13 protein-coding genes and 4 tRNA genes are annotated in these 15,158 nt (G+C 49.6%); all 17 read right to left on the reverse strand.

Annotated features, from left to right (window positions below):
* Positions 1-231 precede the first annotated feature (231 nt).
* Positions 232-304: transfer RNA gene (locus DXB18_RS09160), tRNA-Gly, on the reverse strand.
* Positions 305-429: 125 nt separating this feature from the next.
* Positions 430-502: transfer RNA gene (locus DXB18_RS09165), tRNA-Phe, on the reverse strand.
* Between the two features lie 4 nt (positions 503-506).
* Positions 507-580: transfer RNA gene (locus DXB18_RS09170), tRNA-Met, on the reverse strand.
* Positions 581-608: 28 nt separating this feature from the next.
* Positions 609-690: transfer RNA gene (locus tag DXB18_RS09175), tRNA-Tyr, on the reverse strand.
* 293 nt (positions 691-983) lie between these two features.
* Positions 984-3,056, reverse strand: coding sequence for a glycoside hydrolase family 13 protein (locus DXB18_RS09180; protein ID WP_118707437.1), 2,073 nt, complete (start codon positions 3,054-3,056; stop codon positions 984-986).
* Positions 3,057-3,626: 570 nt separating this feature from the next.
* The gene (ftsH, locus tag DXB18_RS09185) at positions 3,627-5,429 is read right to left on the reverse strand and encodes an ATP-dependent zinc metalloprotease FtsH (RefSeq protein ID WP_118707363.1); all 1,803 of its coding nucleotides are present in this window, start codon (positions 5,427-5,429) and stop codon (positions 3,627-3,629) included.
* A gap of 12 nt (positions 5,430-5,441) precedes the next feature.
* Positions 5,442-5,972, reverse strand: coding sequence for a hypoxanthine phosphoribosyltransferase (gene hpt, locus DXB18_RS09190; RefSeq protein WP_118543183.1), 531 nt, complete (start codon positions 5,970-5,972; stop codon positions 5,442-5,444).
* The gene (gene tilS / locus DXB18_RS09195; RefSeq protein WP_118707365.1) at positions 5,962-7,533 is read right to left on the reverse strand and encodes a tRNA lysidine(34) synthetase TilS; all 1,572 of its coding nucleotides are present in this window, start codon (positions 7,531-7,533) and stop codon (positions 5,962-5,964) included. Before tilS ends, hpt begins: the two co-directional genes overlap by 11 nt.
* Positions 7,534-7,779: 246 nt before the next feature.
* Positions 7,780-9,186 carry a SpoIIE family protein phosphatase gene (locus DXB18_RS09200; RefSeq protein WP_279220843.1) on the reverse strand — a complete coding sequence of 469 codons (1,407 nt, stop codon included), beginning with the start codon at positions 9,184-9,186 and terminating at the stop codon, positions 7,780-7,782.
* Positions 9,187-9,308: 122 nt separating this feature from the next.
* Positions 9,309-9,635, reverse strand: a complete 327-nt coding sequence (locus DXB18_RS09205; RefSeq protein ID WP_118543211.1) for a septum formation initiator family protein — start codon at positions 9,633-9,635, stop codon at positions 9,309-9,311.
* A 119-nt stretch (positions 9,636-9,754) separates the two neighbouring features.
* Positions 9,755-10,084: a spore cortex biosynthesis protein YabQ gene (gene yabQ, locus DXB18_RS09210; protein WP_118707367.1), complete on the reverse strand. Its 330-nt coding sequence runs from the start codon at positions 10,082-10,084 to the stop codon at positions 9,755-9,757.
* On the reverse strand, positions 10,084-10,368 hold the full coding sequence (gene yabP, locus DXB18_RS09215; RefSeq protein WP_118543180.1) for a sporulation protein YabP: 285 nt from the start codon (positions 10,366-10,368) through the stop codon (positions 10,084-10,086). The genes yabQ and yabP overlap by 1 nt, the downstream gene beginning before the upstream one ends.
* Positions 10,369-10,539: 171 nt before the next feature.
* Positions 10,540-10,779, reverse strand: coding sequence for an RNA-binding S4 domain-containing protein (locus DXB18_RS09220; protein WP_118543179.1), 240 nt, complete (start codon positions 10,777-10,779; stop codon positions 10,540-10,542).
* Positions 10,780-10,974: 195 nt separating this feature from the next.
* The gene (locus DXB18_RS09225) at positions 10,975-11,250 is read right to left on the reverse strand and encodes an HU family DNA-binding protein (RefSeq protein ID WP_118534074.1); all 276 of its coding nucleotides are present in this window, start codon (positions 11,248-11,250) and stop codon (positions 10,975-10,977) included.
* Between the two features lie 83 nt (positions 11,251-11,333).
* Entirely contained in the window at positions 11,334-13,241 is a 1,908-nt protein-coding gene (locus DXB18_RS09230; protein ID WP_118707369.1) for an alpha-amylase, read from the reverse strand.
* Between the two features lie 158 nt (positions 13,242-13,399).
* Positions 13,400-14,155: an exodeoxyribonuclease III gene (locus tag DXB18_RS09235; protein ID WP_118707371.1), complete on the reverse strand. Its 756-nt coding sequence runs from the start codon at positions 14,153-14,155 to the stop codon at positions 13,400-13,402.
* The gene (locus DXB18_RS09240) at positions 14,148-15,071 is read right to left on the reverse strand and encodes a sugar phosphate nucleotidyltransferase (RefSeq protein WP_118707373.1); all 924 of its coding nucleotides are present in this window, start codon (positions 15,069-15,071) and stop codon (positions 14,148-14,150) included. Before DXB18_RS09240 ends, DXB18_RS09235 begins: the two co-directional genes overlap by 8 nt.
* Between the last annotated feature and the right edge of the window lie 87 nt (positions 15,072-15,158).

Genomic DNA, 15,158 nt, shown 5'->3' on the forward strand with positions numbered 1-15,158 from the left:
TGTTGTCTCTGTTTCTCCTATAATAACGATAATGGAAAGGAAGTGTTAACATGCCATTGGTCAAAGGTCCTTATACCTCCAAAGATTACTGGAATTTGCCAGAAGGCAAACCAAAAACCCCAGAGGGTCCTAATTAATCCTCTGGGGTTTTCTTCAAATAAAAACTTTCAGTAATTTCATTTATACAAACAAATAACGGGTCCCGAATAACTCGGAACCCGTATTTTAGAGAGCGCGAGACGGGACTCGAACCCGCGACCCCGACCTTGGCAAGGTCGTACTCCACCAACTGAGCCACTCGCGCATATTTTGTTGTTGTCTTTTGGACATTTCATATCTTACCACAAGTTATTTAGGATTGCAAGCACTTTTTCAAGTTTTTTTGAAATTCGTGAAAACCATGTGAATAAGAATCTTTGTATATCCAAGTGCCTTGGACCGGAATCGAACCAGTGACACGAGGATTTTCAGTCCTCTGCTCTACCAACTGAGCTACCAAGGCAAAATTGCGGGGATAGGATTTGAACCTATGACCTTCGGGTTATGAGCCCGACGAGCTTCCAGACTGCTCCACCCCGCGATATTCGCGAAAATATGAAGTTGTTGAGTGGGGGAAGGTGGATTCGAACCACCGAAAGCACAGCTAACAGATTTACAGTCTGCCCCCTTTGGCCACTCGGGAACCCATCCATACTAGCTTCGACAAGCAAAAATTATATTATCATACCAACTGCCAAAAAGCAAGCAGTTTTTTGCTTTTCCGTTTACTTTTATAGATACAAATTGCCAAAAAAGACCTCCGCACCGTGGCATGTTCCCGGTACGAAGGTCTTTTCTTTATCTGATTTTTGCCTGCCAGCCTATGTTTTCTTACGGTCAGCGCAGTAAATGCGCAGACCTACTGAACAGTTACATTCCTCCATATTCTTCCGCGAGACTGCAGTCTATATGCGGTCTGTCATGCTGACACCGATTGGCGCTCCTTACACCAGCGCTCCGCTGGACAGCAGTACGCCGCTGTGCGCCGGTACATCCAGTGTCAGGTATCCGTGATCTGCATGGTAGTCTACCCGTCCTACGTTATAACCGCTCTCATAGGACATCATCATGCGGGTAATCACATCCTCATCCGTGATACCAAGTTCCCACACCGGCACGCTGACGGTTCTGCCCTCACCACGGTTGTTGATGATGACCGCGCACTTATTTTCCCCGCTCATACGACCATACATGATAAGCTGACGGTCTGCCTGCAGCTGTTTTAAGGAGCCGCGACGCAGGGCCGGAAGTTTCTTGTGCAGGGCAATGAGATAACGGTGATACTCGATCAGTTCAAAATTTTCCGATCCCCATGGGTAGGTTCTGCGGTTATCCGGATCCGTCCAGCCGCACACGCCTGCCTCATCGCCATAATATAAGGTCGGCGCGCCAGGCCAGGTCATCTGCACCATAATGGCTTCCCGGAACGTTCCGTAATTGATGCCAAATTCTGCCATCTTCGCACCCGCACTGGCCAGACGTCCCACAATCTGGTTGGTCCTGGTCAGGAAACGGCTATGGTCGTGGTTTGACAGCTGGTTCATGGCCACCAATACCGACTGGGTCTGCATCCGGCTCATGTGGTAATACATGGAGCGGAAAAAGCTGACACCATCGCCGTAGAGAGCACCATTATACTCATCGCTGTGCTTTTCCATGCCCGTTAAAAACCAGGTCAGCGGCTCCATGAACGCATCATAGTTCATGACCGTATCCCACTGGTCTCCGGCCAGCCAGCCGCTGGGGTCTCCATAATGCTCTGCCAGAATGATAGCCTCCGGATTTGCTTCTTTGACATGTTTGCGGAACTCCTGCCAGAATTTGTGGTTATACTCGCTGCTGTGACCCAGATCGGCTGCCACGTCCAGACGCCAGCCGTCTACCTGGTACGGTGCGGATACCCACTTGCGGGCAATCTTCATGATGTATTCAAACAGCTTCGGGGAATCCTCATAGTTTAACTTCGGCAGGGTATCGTGTCCCCACCAGCCATCGTAAGTGCCGTTATCCGGCCATGCATCTTCATTGTAAAACTTAAAGAAGCTGCGGTACGGACTTTCCTTACTCTCATAAGCACCAGGCTCGTAGCTGCCCTGGTTGCTGTAGATTTTCTCACGGTCCAGCCATTTATTAAAAGAACCGCAGTGATTGAAGACTCCGTCGATGATCACACGCATGCCGCGCTTGTGGACCTCCTCCATAAAACGGGCAAAAAAGGCATCACTGGCAGCCAGATTCTCCGGATCTGCACTGCGCATCTGGTAGCGGGTCGCATGTTCATTATTCACTGCATTCTCTGCCACCGGTTCTCCGCCATCTTTCACGATCACGCCATAGTGCGGATCGATGTGGTCATAATCCTGGCTGTCATACTTGTGATTGGATGGGGAGACGAACAGCGGATTAAAATAGAGGACTTCCACCCCCAGATACTGCAGGTAATCCAGCTTGTCCCACACACCCTGCAGGTCTCCGCCATAAAAACAGCCCACATCCATCGTAGACGGATTGGTGCTCCAGTCCGTAACACGGTGTACCGGACGCCCAATGTAGACGTACTCACACTCTGTCACATCATTGCTCTTGTCTCCATTGCAGAAGCGGTCCACAAAGATCTGATACATGACCGCACCCTTGGCCCACTCCGGGGTGTGAAAACCCGGGGTAATGCGAAATGCATAGCAGCTCTGGATGTCCATCGTAGCTCCTAATCTGTTAAAATAACAGATTTCGTTATCCTTCACTACCTGGAAATAATACCGCTGTGGCTCACTGTCCGCCTCCATCCGGTATTCATAATAATCAAACAGGCGGTCCGAAGATACTTTGCGCATCTCTGCTTGAATGTTTTTATCTTCCTCAATATAAAAAACCCGGTCAACATTGTCTTTCGCGGTGCGAAAGCGGAGTGTTACAGTCTCGCCTGCGTCCGGTTCTTCCGGTCTGCGGTAATCCTGCGTCTCATCCGTAAACAATGCCTGCCGGTTGATTCCTTTTTCCTGATGCTCATCAAACATAACCCCTGCTCCTTCCTCCCGGGTTTGCTGTCTCTGTCCTGATTCTGCCTGTGTGTTACGCAGCAAAACGTTTGTGTAACGGTTCCGCATCCTCACAGTTACACGTTACTTTTCTCTTTCACCCGATGGAATCGTATAACCTCATTTTAAATGATTTTCATGTCAATGACAACATGTTTATTTTCTGAAAACAAACATCTACATTCCAGTCGTAGATAGGAATTTTCTGAACTGAAAATTCCGTACAGTACAGTCGTGGTAGCAGATTTTGCCGATTTGGAATGCGAAGCATCGGCAAAATCCCGCTGTTGTTTGCGCATTGCGCAAATAACAGCGAAAGAGCCAGCGGGGTAGCTGGCTCTTTCAGGAGAAGGTATTTCGTTTCTTATGGGGTGTAGCAAAAACTATATAATGTATTGGGGGGTTTACGTGTATTATAATAGCACGGACCAACCAATAAGTGTTAACAAACATGAACAAATTTCAAAACTTTTTTTGTGCATTTTGCATAGTTTCATCTGTTTTGTCCCGCTAAGCAACGCATCTATGCCTTCTGACTTCTTTTTATTTCTAGAACAGCGCCTCGAACTCTTCCTGTCCGATTTTCTCTTTCTCGATCAGCAGGGCGGTGCAGCTCTCCAGTACATCCCGGTGTTCCAGGATGATATTCTTTGCTTTTGCGTAGCACTCATCGATGATACGCTTTACTTCCGCGTCAATGGAAGCCGTCACCTCATCACTGTAAGCACGCACATGACCAAAGTCTCTTCCGATGAATACCTCATCATCGTCGCTGCCGTAATCGATCATGCCGACCTTCTCGGACATACCATACTGGGTCACCATGGCACGCGCGATCTTGCTGGCATGCTTGATATCCTGGGAAGCACCGGTCGTCACATCACCGAAGATGATCTCCTCTGCAATCCGGCCGCCTAAGGATACCATAATATCCTGCAGCATCTTGCCCTTGGTGTTGAACATCTCGTCCTCACCCGGAAGCGGCATGGTGTAGCCTGCTGCCCCAACGCCGGTCGGGATGATGGATACCGTGTGAACCGGTCCTACATCCGGCAGTACATGGAACAGGATCGCATGACCAGACTCGTGGTATGCGGTAATCTTCTTCTCTTTCTCGGAAATGACACGGCTCTTCTTCTCCGCGCCGATGCCAACCTTGACAAATGCGCGGTCGATATCGCTCTGGCGGATAAAGCTGCGGTTTTCCTTTGCTGCAAGAATGGCTGCCTCGTTCATAAGGTTTTCCAGATCAGCTCCGGTAAAGCCGGAGGTTGTCTTTGCTACACGGGCCAGGTCTACGTCTTCTCCAAGCGGTTTTTCCTTGGAATGCACCTGAAGGATCTCCACGCGGCCCTTCACATCCGGACGGCCTACTGCAACCTTACGGTCAAAACGACCCGGACGTAAGATAGCCGGATCCAGGATATCTACACGGTTGGTCGCTGCCATGACGATGATGCCCTCATTGACACCGAAACCGTCCATCTCAACCAGAAGCTGGTTTAAGGTCTGCTCGCGCTCGTCGTGGCCTCCGCCCATGCCGGTACCACGTCTGCGGGCTACGGCATCGATCTCATCGATAAATACAATACACGGAGCCGCCTTCTTGGCATCCTCAAATAAGTCGCGGACACGGGAAGCACCGACGCCGACAAACATCTCTACGAAATCGGAACCGGAGATGGAGAAGAACGGTACCCCCGCCTCACCGGCTACAGCCTTGGCAAGCAGGGTCTTACCGGTTCCAGGAGGGCCCACCAGGATCACACCTTTCGGGATTCTCGCGCCTACACTGGTATACTTCTGGGGATTTCTCAGAAAATCCACCATCTCTTCCAGATCTTCTTTCTCTTCCTGGAGACCTGCCACATTTTTAAATGTCACATTGCTGGTGTTGGTCATGCGTGCACGGCTCTTGCCAAAGTTCATCATCTTGGCATTGGTACCGCCGCCTGCACCGGCTCTCATGTTCATGATGATCAGCATCAGGATCACTGCGCCTACAGAAATCACAACCGGAAGAATGATGCTCATCCAGTAACTGGTCTGCGGAACATCGTTCATGCTGTAATCAATGTCCGCATTCTGAAGCATCTGCTGGACCTGGTTTACATCAGAAACATAGGTCACATAAACCTCGCCTGCGCGGTTGGAAAGACGTACCTCACCGGTCGGTGTCTGCTCATTCTGGTAAATGATCAGGGAACTTACATTCCCACTTTCCAAAACCTGTTTGAACTGCTGGTAACTCAGTTCATTTTGTTTGCGCCCCGGCATAAAAGCCAGCGCCAGTACGATCAGAAGCAGCGGAAAAAGAAGCCAACTGCCCCGAAAACTACTTTGCTGTTTCACTCACCGGCCTCCTTACTGATCTACCTCAACCACACCGATAAACGGCAGGTTGCGGTATTTCTGGGCGTAATCAAGTCCGTAGCCTACTACGAACTCATCCGGAATGGTAAAGCAGGTATAATCAACCTTGACCTGCTTTTTCACACGGCGCTCCGGCTTGTCAAGCAGGGTGCACAGGTGAATGCTCTTCGGTCCGCGCTGCTTTAATACCTCGATCAGGTAAGACAGGGTGCGGCCAGAGTCGATGATATCCTCCACGATCAGGACTTCTTTTCCTGCCAGGGACTCATCCAGGTCTTTTACAATGCGGACAACGCCGCTGGATTTGGTATCATCTCCATAGCTGGAAACGGACATGAAATCCATGGTAACCGGAACGGTAAGGCGTTTTGCCAGCTCACAGGTGAAAAATACGCCACCCTTTAAAATACAAATCAGGTGGATTTCTTTTCCCTCATAATCTTTGCTGATCTGTTCTGCTACTTCGCTGATTCGCTTGTTTACATCTTCTTCCGGCAACAATACTCTGATCTTATCTGCCATAATCTTTTCCTCCGTCGCAGGTTACCTGCAATATGTTTTGTGTTTTGTTATCTATCTTATAGTATTCGCTGATCCGGTAACCAACCACCCACAATACATGATCGTCCTCTGCAAGAAGCAGAATATGATCCCGCTCTTCTTTCGGGATTTTTTCATCGATCATAAAACGGGCAATGGTTTTCTTTCCTCCGGACGGCAGGATCAGATAATCTCCTGTCCGCCTGGTCCGCACCGACAGCGTACCTTTGATTTTATCATAGTCAAACCATTTCGTATACTGGTTTTTGGGAATTTCCTGGTCTTTTTGGCGAGAAAATACCGTCATGTGGAGCGCTTGGTCCATTTCCAGACTGTATTCTTCACCGTATCCGGGACCAGCTGCTTCTGTTTTCCGGAAAGCCATGTCCGGTCCGGTATTTCGGGTCAGCACAAGCGTCTCATATCCAAGCATTGCGATCAGACCTCCCGGGAGATCGATCCGGCTTCCCACCTGCTTTTCTGCCAGCTCCGTGATCTGATAAAAATGTCGGCTGGTTATATTTTTCCAGCCCGGATGAATCAGGTTTAACATATGCCGGATCAGGTAGGTTTTCAGAATGTCTGGCTGCGTTCGGATTGTGGCAAGGGGGATTTCCGCCCGGATACAGTCTTTTGCAGCCTGTTTTTCCGAATCCCAGCACGTTGCCAAATCCCTGTTTCCAGAATCGCAGGACGCATCCCTTTTCTCCTTGCCGTACAGCTTCCCGGATGTCCTCCAGATTTCTGCTGCCTGATCTGCCAGATACGTATCTGCCTGCCCGATGATCTGCCCCGCCTGTAAAATGTGTTCCTCTGCCTGCGCATTCACCGCATCTTTCAGCAGCGGCAGCACCTCATTCCGGATCCGGTTTCTGGTATAATCCCCAGACTGATTCGTGCTGTCCTCACACCAGCCAATCCCTTCTGCATTCAGATACTCACGGATTTCCCCGCGTCCCACGCCAAGAAGCGGCCGGATGCGCCGTTCCTGCACTGGTCGTATCCCGGCAAGTCCGGTAAGCCCGCTGCCCCGGAGCAGATGATGCAGGATTGTCTCCGCATTGTCATTCCGATGATGGGCCAGCGCAATCTTCACCCGGTGTTCCGCCAAAAATTCCCGCTCCCACGCCTCAGCCTGCGCTTCCAGGATCTGATACCGCAGGATCCGTCCCGCTTCTTCCTCCGAAAGCCCATGCTCCGCTGCATACTCCGGAACCTGACAATGCAGCGCGATAAACGGAACCTGAAGCGTTCTGCAAAGCTCCCGCGCAAAAGCCTCATCCCGGTCTGCTTCCGCGCCGCGGATCCCATGGTTCACGTGGACTGCGCGCAGGGCAAAACAGGGATGTTCCTTTTCTGTCTCCGGCTCAGTCACCTGTCTCTCCACTCCGGCACTTTGACACTGCAGTCCCAATTGTGCAAGTTTCTTTAATACCACCAAAAGGCATACGGAGTCTGCACCGCCGGAAAGTGCCACGATCACACCGTCTCCCGGCAGGATCATATGCTGGTCCTGTATATAGTTTCTTACTTTTTGTAACATCTTATCCTTCCTGTATTCCCATTTTGTCTTGACACGTCTGTTACGGTCACGCAGGCGTGTCCGGCAACGGAATTTTATGATACTGCGTCTCTTACACTATACCTGTATTTTCTTCCTGCCGCAAGCGGTGTTTCCTGTTTCTGCGTCATTGTTCTCTTTTCCCAGTTCCAAGGTTCCTGATTTCTCCTGGGTTTCCTGGACTCTGGAGTTTTCATTTCCAGTTTTTTTCAGACTCCAGCCCTTTTCCTACCGTTTCCAGATCCCTCCCACCAAAACCGTCATATCATCATTCATACCACCATTCTGGCAGGCGAACCGGAGAATCCGCTCCGCCATATCCTGGGGTGTTTTTACCGGCATGGCTTCCAGGTACGCTTTCAGGGCCGCTTCCTTTTCCAGTCCCGGACAGGCTTCCAGCACCCCGTCGCTCATCATGATCACGCGGTCATCGTCCCAGAGTTTCCGGGAAAGAAGCACCGGCTCTGCCTGGGACAAAACCCCTGCAGGAAGATTCCCCGCCTCCAGTACATCCGCTGTACCATCGCTGAGAATAAACGTAGCTACCGCCCCCATTTTCATGGCTTCCAACACACCGCTGCAAAGATCGATACAGCAGAGATCCAGCGTAGCCGGGTGCTGTTCTATGCCCGTCAGCATAAGAATGGTGTTCACCATTTTCAACGCAGACCGGGCAGAAAATCCGGTTTCCAGCAGCTGCTGCACAAGCTCGATCACCTTCCGGCTCTCCCTTGCAGCAGTCTCCCCGCTTCCCATTCCATCCGAAATACTCATGATCACCTGCCCAGGCAGACTCCCGGAATACGTATAATTGTCTCCGGAAACGCCGGTTCCATTCTTCGACATGCGCGCCACTCCATACATCATCCGATATTCGCCCGGTTCCAGGAAACGCACAATACCCGGCTGTTTCGTAATGAGTGCACGGGTATCCGGCGGCGCATACCAGCCTTTCCCTCCCACAGCCTGTCCAAAGAGACCTGCTGCATCCTTTGCTGTCATGCAACGGTTCCCAAGCGCATGAAGGGTCACATAGGCCTCCCGGTAACGGTTTTCATGCTGCAGAAGGAGCATATTATCTACGGAAATCTGGTGCAGATGAAATAGGCGGCGCACTGCATCCTGCTTCTGATCGGTAATATCAACAGCCTGTCCCATCTGACTGGCAAATTCTTCCAGCATCATGGCCAGCTCCCGAAACTGTACCATGACCGTATCCCGGCTCTCCAGAAAACGGTTCTTCCATTCCAGGTTCATAGTTGCCCGCCCCAGATTGCGGTTTAGCTGCGCCAGATATTCCTCTTTATTCCGGCAGGTTTCCAGAAACAGCCTGGGCATATCTTCATATTCCACCCTCCCCTTCTGCTCGAAAGAACGAAGCAGATAATACAGATAGTAACTATCTTCCTTCTTTGCATCACTGTACAGATTACACCTGCTGCACTGACCGCAAACCACCGCCGCTGCCGTCTGCATGGCCGCCTGGGCATCTTCCCGGGTCAGTCCCTTTTCCTCCTGCATCCGGTCATTGCAGGCCCTGGACAGACCTTCCAGCGACTGGGCCATCTCATGCAGTCTTTCTGCTGTATAGATATGAACATCCGCCATATCGCGGCGCTGTTTTCGCTTCCACACAAAAAATCCCCTCCTGAACCACAATATATGCGGCAGGAAAGGATCCTATGTCTGTTATTTTTCTGTTACTGTTCACGCGTTGCGCAAACAGTAACGGCCGTTTCTTTCGGATGCATGGCTGCTTAATTGTTTTTCGGTGCCGGCTTTAAAAGGATTTCATCTGGTTTCACCAGTCCCAGCTTTTGTTTTGCCACTTCTTCAATGTACTGCTTTGTCTGCACATAAACCCGGCGCTCTTCCAACTCTGCAGACCGCTTCTTTTCACTTTCTACCTGGCGCATCAGAGATTCCTCTTTTGCCTGGTATTCCATGACTTTCTTTTCCATGGAGGTATTCTTGACGTTCACGATCACTGCCATGCTCAGTACCACCACCGTAATGCCAATCATGGTCAGACGGTTTCCCAACCGCTCTTTGCGCTTTCTGCGCCCTGTTCCCCGCGCTTTCATGTTTCTCACCAACTTCTTTGTTTCCTTACTCTGTTTCTTTTTCGTAACAGTTTCATGCATTTGTGTACACGTTCTTTGGAATTGGAATCTGCCTGCTTGTTCGGATCTTCCAATTTATGTTACCTTCGTAATTTCATTCTAATGCATCGAACCGCCCATTTCAAGACCTTTCGCAAATTTCTGCTGATTATCCGGTCATAAAAGAGCATCGAGCAAAAAATACTCCCGATCATGTAAAAACGCAGTGCCCCGTCATTCTCCCGATACAAAAACAGAAACGTAAAAAAACCGGACCAGATCCAGTAGCACAGATCTTCCAGTCCTACCAACAGATTCTTATGTGGAAACAGAAACCGTAACAGACGAAGTCCGTCGTACACCATCATCAGGATGATACCAACACCAAGCCCAAGAAGCAAAAGCCGCGCTTCCCGGTACACCTGCGCCATCAGCCAAACAACCGGGTCAGAATGGACTGTCCCGCCTTCCGGTAAGCTTCATTTGAAGAATAGGTCAGGCTGTCCACCTGCCCATCCACCTCCAGTTCTCCCTTTTCTACCGTAAGGCGGCTGACATGAAGCTCCTTCCCCTTAATCGTCAGAAGTCCCATGTCCGTGTCCACCACCACCTGGTTTTCATCAAACGATACCACTTCCCGCACCCCGGTCAGGCTTGCCGCGCTCCGGTTTTCCAGCCGACAGGCATGGGCACGGATTCCGGATTTTTCTTCCACGAAAAAACCTCCCCACCTGAACTCATGGTTTAGTATATGGGGAGGGGGTGATGTTTATGTTTCCTAGAATATCAATTAGGAAAACACTGGTGCTTTGTATAAAACCTACACATACAAAAAAGCCTGAAAGCTCACTTCTGTGATCAGCTTCCAGGCTTTTTATATAACATACTAAAGATACTCGAACATTTCCTTTGCATCTTCCTTGCGGATTGTCTCCTGCACGCTCGTGATGCGCACCTTGACAGATTTGTTGCCGAATGCAATCTCGATCACATCTCCGACCTTTACGTCCGCACTGGCTCTTGCCACTTTATCGTTCAGCATGACACGCCCGCTGTCGCAGGCCTCATTTGCTACTGTTCTTCTTTTAATGATACGGGATACTTTCAGGTATTTGTCCAGACGCATATCCGGTTCTCCTTCTAATGGGTGAATTCCCTGCAATGTCAATCGCGCTCCAACAAATAAATCCCTGTGCGCCAATTCCTTGCTAATGGGTAAAAATCCCCCTATCACGCGAAACGCATTCTAGGGGGAATCTTTATTTTACATTTTAAACCAATTTTTTTAGTTATTTTTAGCGTTTTCGGAAAAATCAGCAAATTAAGCGTTTACAAGATCCTTTAATGCCTTACCAGCTTTGAACTTCGGAGTCTTGGAAGCCTCGATGGTCATGGTCTCGCCGGTTCTCGGGTTGCGGCCTTCTCTTGCTGCTCTCTCAGATACCTCGAAAGTACCGAAACCTACTAACTGGATTTTATCGCCTGCCTTCAGAGCCTCTGCAACTACATCGGTAAATGCCTTTACTGCAGCCTCTGCATCCTTCTTGGAAAGACCTGCCTGCTCAGCTACTGCTGCTACTAATTCTGTCTTGTTCATTATTAATTCCTCCTAAATGCGATAACAGCCACAAAGGCCGTTTTTTCGTAATTCATTTTGCCCTTTCATTTATATCTGTTTTGCTATGCTTTGTCAAGGTTTTTCGCCTTTTTCTTTCCCTTAAACACCAGAACAGAACGGGGCGACACCATGCAGTTCTTCTGGTTGGAAACTTTGCGTTCCTGACCTTCTGCATAAAAACCTCCGGCCGCGCTGTCACTGGTATCAAATGACAGGGTCCACTCCAGATCTTTCGGAAGGTTTGGCAGGGCAAAGCCGTGCGGTTCCCAATGCATGTTGAAGATCACAAAGAAAAAGTCGTCGTTTTGACCATCTGGCTTTTTCGCATAATTCCCACAATAGAGAATCCCGATCTGACGGCGGAAATTTTCAAATTCCGGCTGCCAGGCATTGACTCCATGGTAAGAGATATCCGGGTGTCCGCAGGCCAGATAATCCATGACCCGCGGTTCCTGTTCCATATGAAAGACCGGGTGTGCCTTCCGAAACGCGATCACGTGTTTGACAAAGTCCAGAAGTGCCTGGTCCCATTTATTCAAATTCCAGTTGAGCCAGGAGGTTTCGTTATCCTGACAGTAAGCGTTATTGTTGCCGTTCTGGGAATTGCCGAATTCGTCGCCTGCAAGAAGCACCGGGGTACCCTGACTCAAAAAGAGCATCAGCATGGCATTGCGCAGCTGTCTCGCCCGCAGCTCCTGAATCTTTTTCTTACGTACAGGTCCTTCCACGCCGCAGTTCCAGGAATAGTTGTAATCACTTCCGTCCCGATTGTTTTCCCCGTTGGCTTCGTTGTGCTTCTGGTCGTAGGAAACCATATCCATCATGGTAAAGCCATTGGTGCCAGCCATAAAGTTTAACACGCCGTACTCCGCAGGGTTTCTGCGGTTCCGGAAGATCAGGCTGCTCATCTGATCCTCATCGCCTTTTAAAGCCCGGCGCATATCGATCAGGAAGCCTTCGTTGTATTCCCCTAAATGCTTTTTTTCTCCGGCTGCCGGCTTTTCTGCATCCCAGGAGATTGCCCAGAGCTTGGTGTCTGCCAAATACGGGTCTTTTGCCAGAAGCGCAGTCGGCGCGTAACCCGTGAGATGGATCCCGTCCACATGGTATTCCCGCACCCAGAAGCGTACCGTCTCCAGTACAAACTCCGGCACTTCTTTCCCGGAAAAATAAAGTTCCAGCACGACTTCCAGACCGGCTTTATGCAGTTCCCGTACCATGTACTGAAACTCGGTTACCGGATTGCTTCCCGGATCCGCATAAGATGCCTTGGGCGCAAACATACAGGCTTTTGTGTAGCCCCAGTAGTTCAGACGTCCGGTCGGCTCACTGCTTCCATAAGGATTTCCTTCCTCATGCTCCGACATCATTACTTCCTGAAACTCCACCGCAGGGAGCAGTTCCAGTGTCGTAATGCCCAATTCTTTCAAGTACGGGATCTTGTCTACCACACCACGGAAGGTTCCACGGTGCTCTGTCCCGGAAGAAGCATGTTTTGTCAGACCACGGACATGGGCACGATACACGATACAGTCTTCATAGGGAATATGCAGCGGCCGGTCATTCTGCCAGTCAAATTTCGCCTGTGCTACCGGCGTCAAAAGAAGGGTTTTTGCCTGATTTAACCTTCCCCAGCGTTCCCGCCCGGCAAAGGAACGTCCATATGGATCTGAAAAGCAGGTTCCAGCTGCCTCAAACGCATAATAGAACGTATCAAACGCCCCATTGACTGTCATAGACCAGACATGTCCGGTCTTTCCTGTTTCCGGAAATGGAATCCGGCATATTTCCTGAAATCCGGCTTCTTTTCCGCCTTTTCCCCGTTTCCCACCGGTTTCCTTTTTCGCAAACAAAAGCAGGCTGCAAGCCTTCGCTGCAGCCACTGTTGAGACATGAATTCCCCTGTCTGTCCTTGTGAGTCCCATTGGATACACTTTGCTGTCATTTAGATCGATCTGATACGGTTCCAATTTTGCCCACCTTTCCCGCCACAAAGCATTTTTGCTGCTCACGCATGCGATGCAGCATCTTTACTCCATAGCGCATTGTTTTTTATTGCATGGCATACCGGGGAGAACCGGCGGTGCATCCGCCGGTTTCCGCACATGTATTGCACCAGCGTTCCCGTTTACTTCAGGCACAACTCTACCGGACAGTGGTCTGAACCAAACACCTCTGTGTGGATCTTTGCCGACTCCAGGCGGTCTCTTAAACGGTCTGAAACGCAGAAATAGTCAATACGCCACCCTGCATTCTTCTCTCTCGCCTTAAAGCGGTAAGACCACCAGGAATAGATTCCTTCCTGATCCGGATAAAAATAGCGCCAGGTATCCGTAAATCCCGCTGCCAGAAGCTCGGTAAATTTTCCCCGCTCCTGATCCGTAAAACCGGCATTGTTCCGGTTGGTCTTCGGATTCTTTAAGTCAATCTCCTGATGTGCCACATTCAGATCGCCGCAGAAAATAACCGGTTTCTTTTCATTCAGTCCCTTTAAATACGCACGCCACGCGTCTTCCCATTCCATGCGGTAGTCCAGTCTCGCTAACTCGTTCTGGGAATTCGGCGTATAGCACGTAATTACATAATATTCCGGAAATTCCGCGGTTATGACTCTTCCTTCGTGATCGTGTTCTTCCACGCCGATTCCGTAGGTTACAGAAAGCGGCTCTTCTTTGGTAAATAACGCAGTTCCGGAATACCCTTTCTTTTCCGCATAATTCCAGTACTGATGATAACCTGGAAGGTCTAAGTCAATCTGACCAGCCTGCAGCTTGGTTTCCTGCAGACAGAATACGTCCGCATCCGCCTCATGGAAAAAATCCAGAAAGTTTTTTCCGACACAGGCGCGCAATCCGTTTACATTCCAAGAAATCAGCTTAGTCATACAGATTCTCCTTATAAACACCATCCGCGATCAGCTTCCGGATAGAAGCTACGACTGCTTCCTTATCTTCCTTATAGGTGACACCAAACCACTTGTCTCTGGTTTCCAGTACCTGAACACGCGCTTTGCCTGCCTTGATCTGCTGATCGATGATGCTCGGAAGCAGATATTCTGCCTTGATATCGCCCTCTTTGATGTGATCTAAAAATTCCGGGAATCCAACCTCAAGTGCATCTAAAAATTTCGGCGGAAGTCCCCACATATTCATGGAAACGTACTGTTTTGCATCGACTAAAACCGGATTTCCCTGTTCGTCATTTGCAAAAATGCCATTGCCTTTGCGCTCAATGTCATAGGTTTCGGTCACTTCTTTTAACGTACCATCCGGATTTACCTGGCAGACACCACGTGTCACGGTACCGTTCTCACTCAGTGTATTTTCCAGAATGAAACCGCCCATGCACATATCGTACACGTCTCCCTCCGTATCCATCTCATTGACCATATAATCATGGATCTTAAAGAATCCTTCCCTGCCGTAATAGTCATCGGCATTGATGACCAGAAACGGCTCATGTACCATATCTTTTACTGTTAAAACGGCCTGTCCGGTTCCCCATGGTTTCTTTCTGCCTTCCGGAACCTGATATCCATCTGGAAGTGCATCCAGTTCCTGGAATGCATATTCCACATGGGCGATCTTCTCAATGCGGTTTCCAATGATTTCGCGGAAATCCGCTTCCAGATCCTTGCGGATGATAAAAATGATCTTGTTAAATCCAGCTTCCAGCGCATCATGGATAGAATAATCCATAATGATCTCGCCGCCCGGTCCTACCGGTGCCAGCTGCTTAATACCGCCGCCAAACCGGCTTCCAATACCAGCTGCCATAATTACTAATGTTGTATCTTTCATGTTTGTTCCCTCTCCAAATACTTCGACGTATTCTTCTGTCAAATGCCGACAGCATGCCATAATGTACCTAAAATCATAACACAAACC

It is taken from the genome of Clostridium sp. OM02-18AC (assembly GCF_003481825.1).
GTDB lineage: Bacteria > Bacillota > Clostridia > Lachnospirales > Lachnospiraceae > Brotaphodocola.

Excerpts from the sequence above, each read along its gene's own strand:
- DXB18_RS09180 (WP_118707437.1), bottom strand. The coding sequence starts at position 3,056 with ATGTTTGATGAGCATCAGGAAAAAGGAATCAACCGGCAGGCATTGTTT.
- hpt (WP_118543183.1), bottom strand. The coding sequence starts at position 5,972 with ATGGCAGATAAGATCAGAGTATTGTTGCCGGAAGAAGATGTAAACAAG.
- tilS (WP_118707365.1), bottom strand. The coding sequence starts at position 7,533 with ATGTTACAAAAAGTAAGAAACTATATACAGGACCAGCATATGATCCTG.
- DXB18_RS09205 (WP_118543211.1), bottom strand. The coding sequence starts at position 9,635 with ATGAAAGCGCGGGGAACAGGGCGCAGAAAGCGCAAAGAGCGGTTGGGA.
- yabQ (WP_118707367.1), bottom strand. The coding sequence starts at position 10,084 with ATGGCGCAGGTGTACCGGGAAGCGCGGCTTTTGCTTCTTGGGCTTGGT.
- DXB18_RS09220 (WP_118543179.1), bottom strand. The coding sequence starts at position 10,779 with ATGCGTCTGGACAAATACCTGAAAGTATCCCGTATCATTAAAAGAAGA.
- DXB18_RS09225 (WP_118534074.1), bottom strand. The coding sequence starts at position 11,250 with ATGAACAAGACAGAATTAGTAGCAGCAGTAGCTGAGCAGGCAGGTCTT.
- DXB18_RS09235 (WP_118707371.1), bottom strand. The coding sequence starts at position 14,155 with ATGACTAAGCTGATTTCTTGGAATGTAAACGGATTGCGCGCCTGTGTC.
- DXB18_RS09240 (WP_118707373.1), bottom strand. The coding sequence starts at position 15,071 with ATGAAAGATACAACATTAGTAATTATGGCAGCTGGTATTGGAAGCCGG.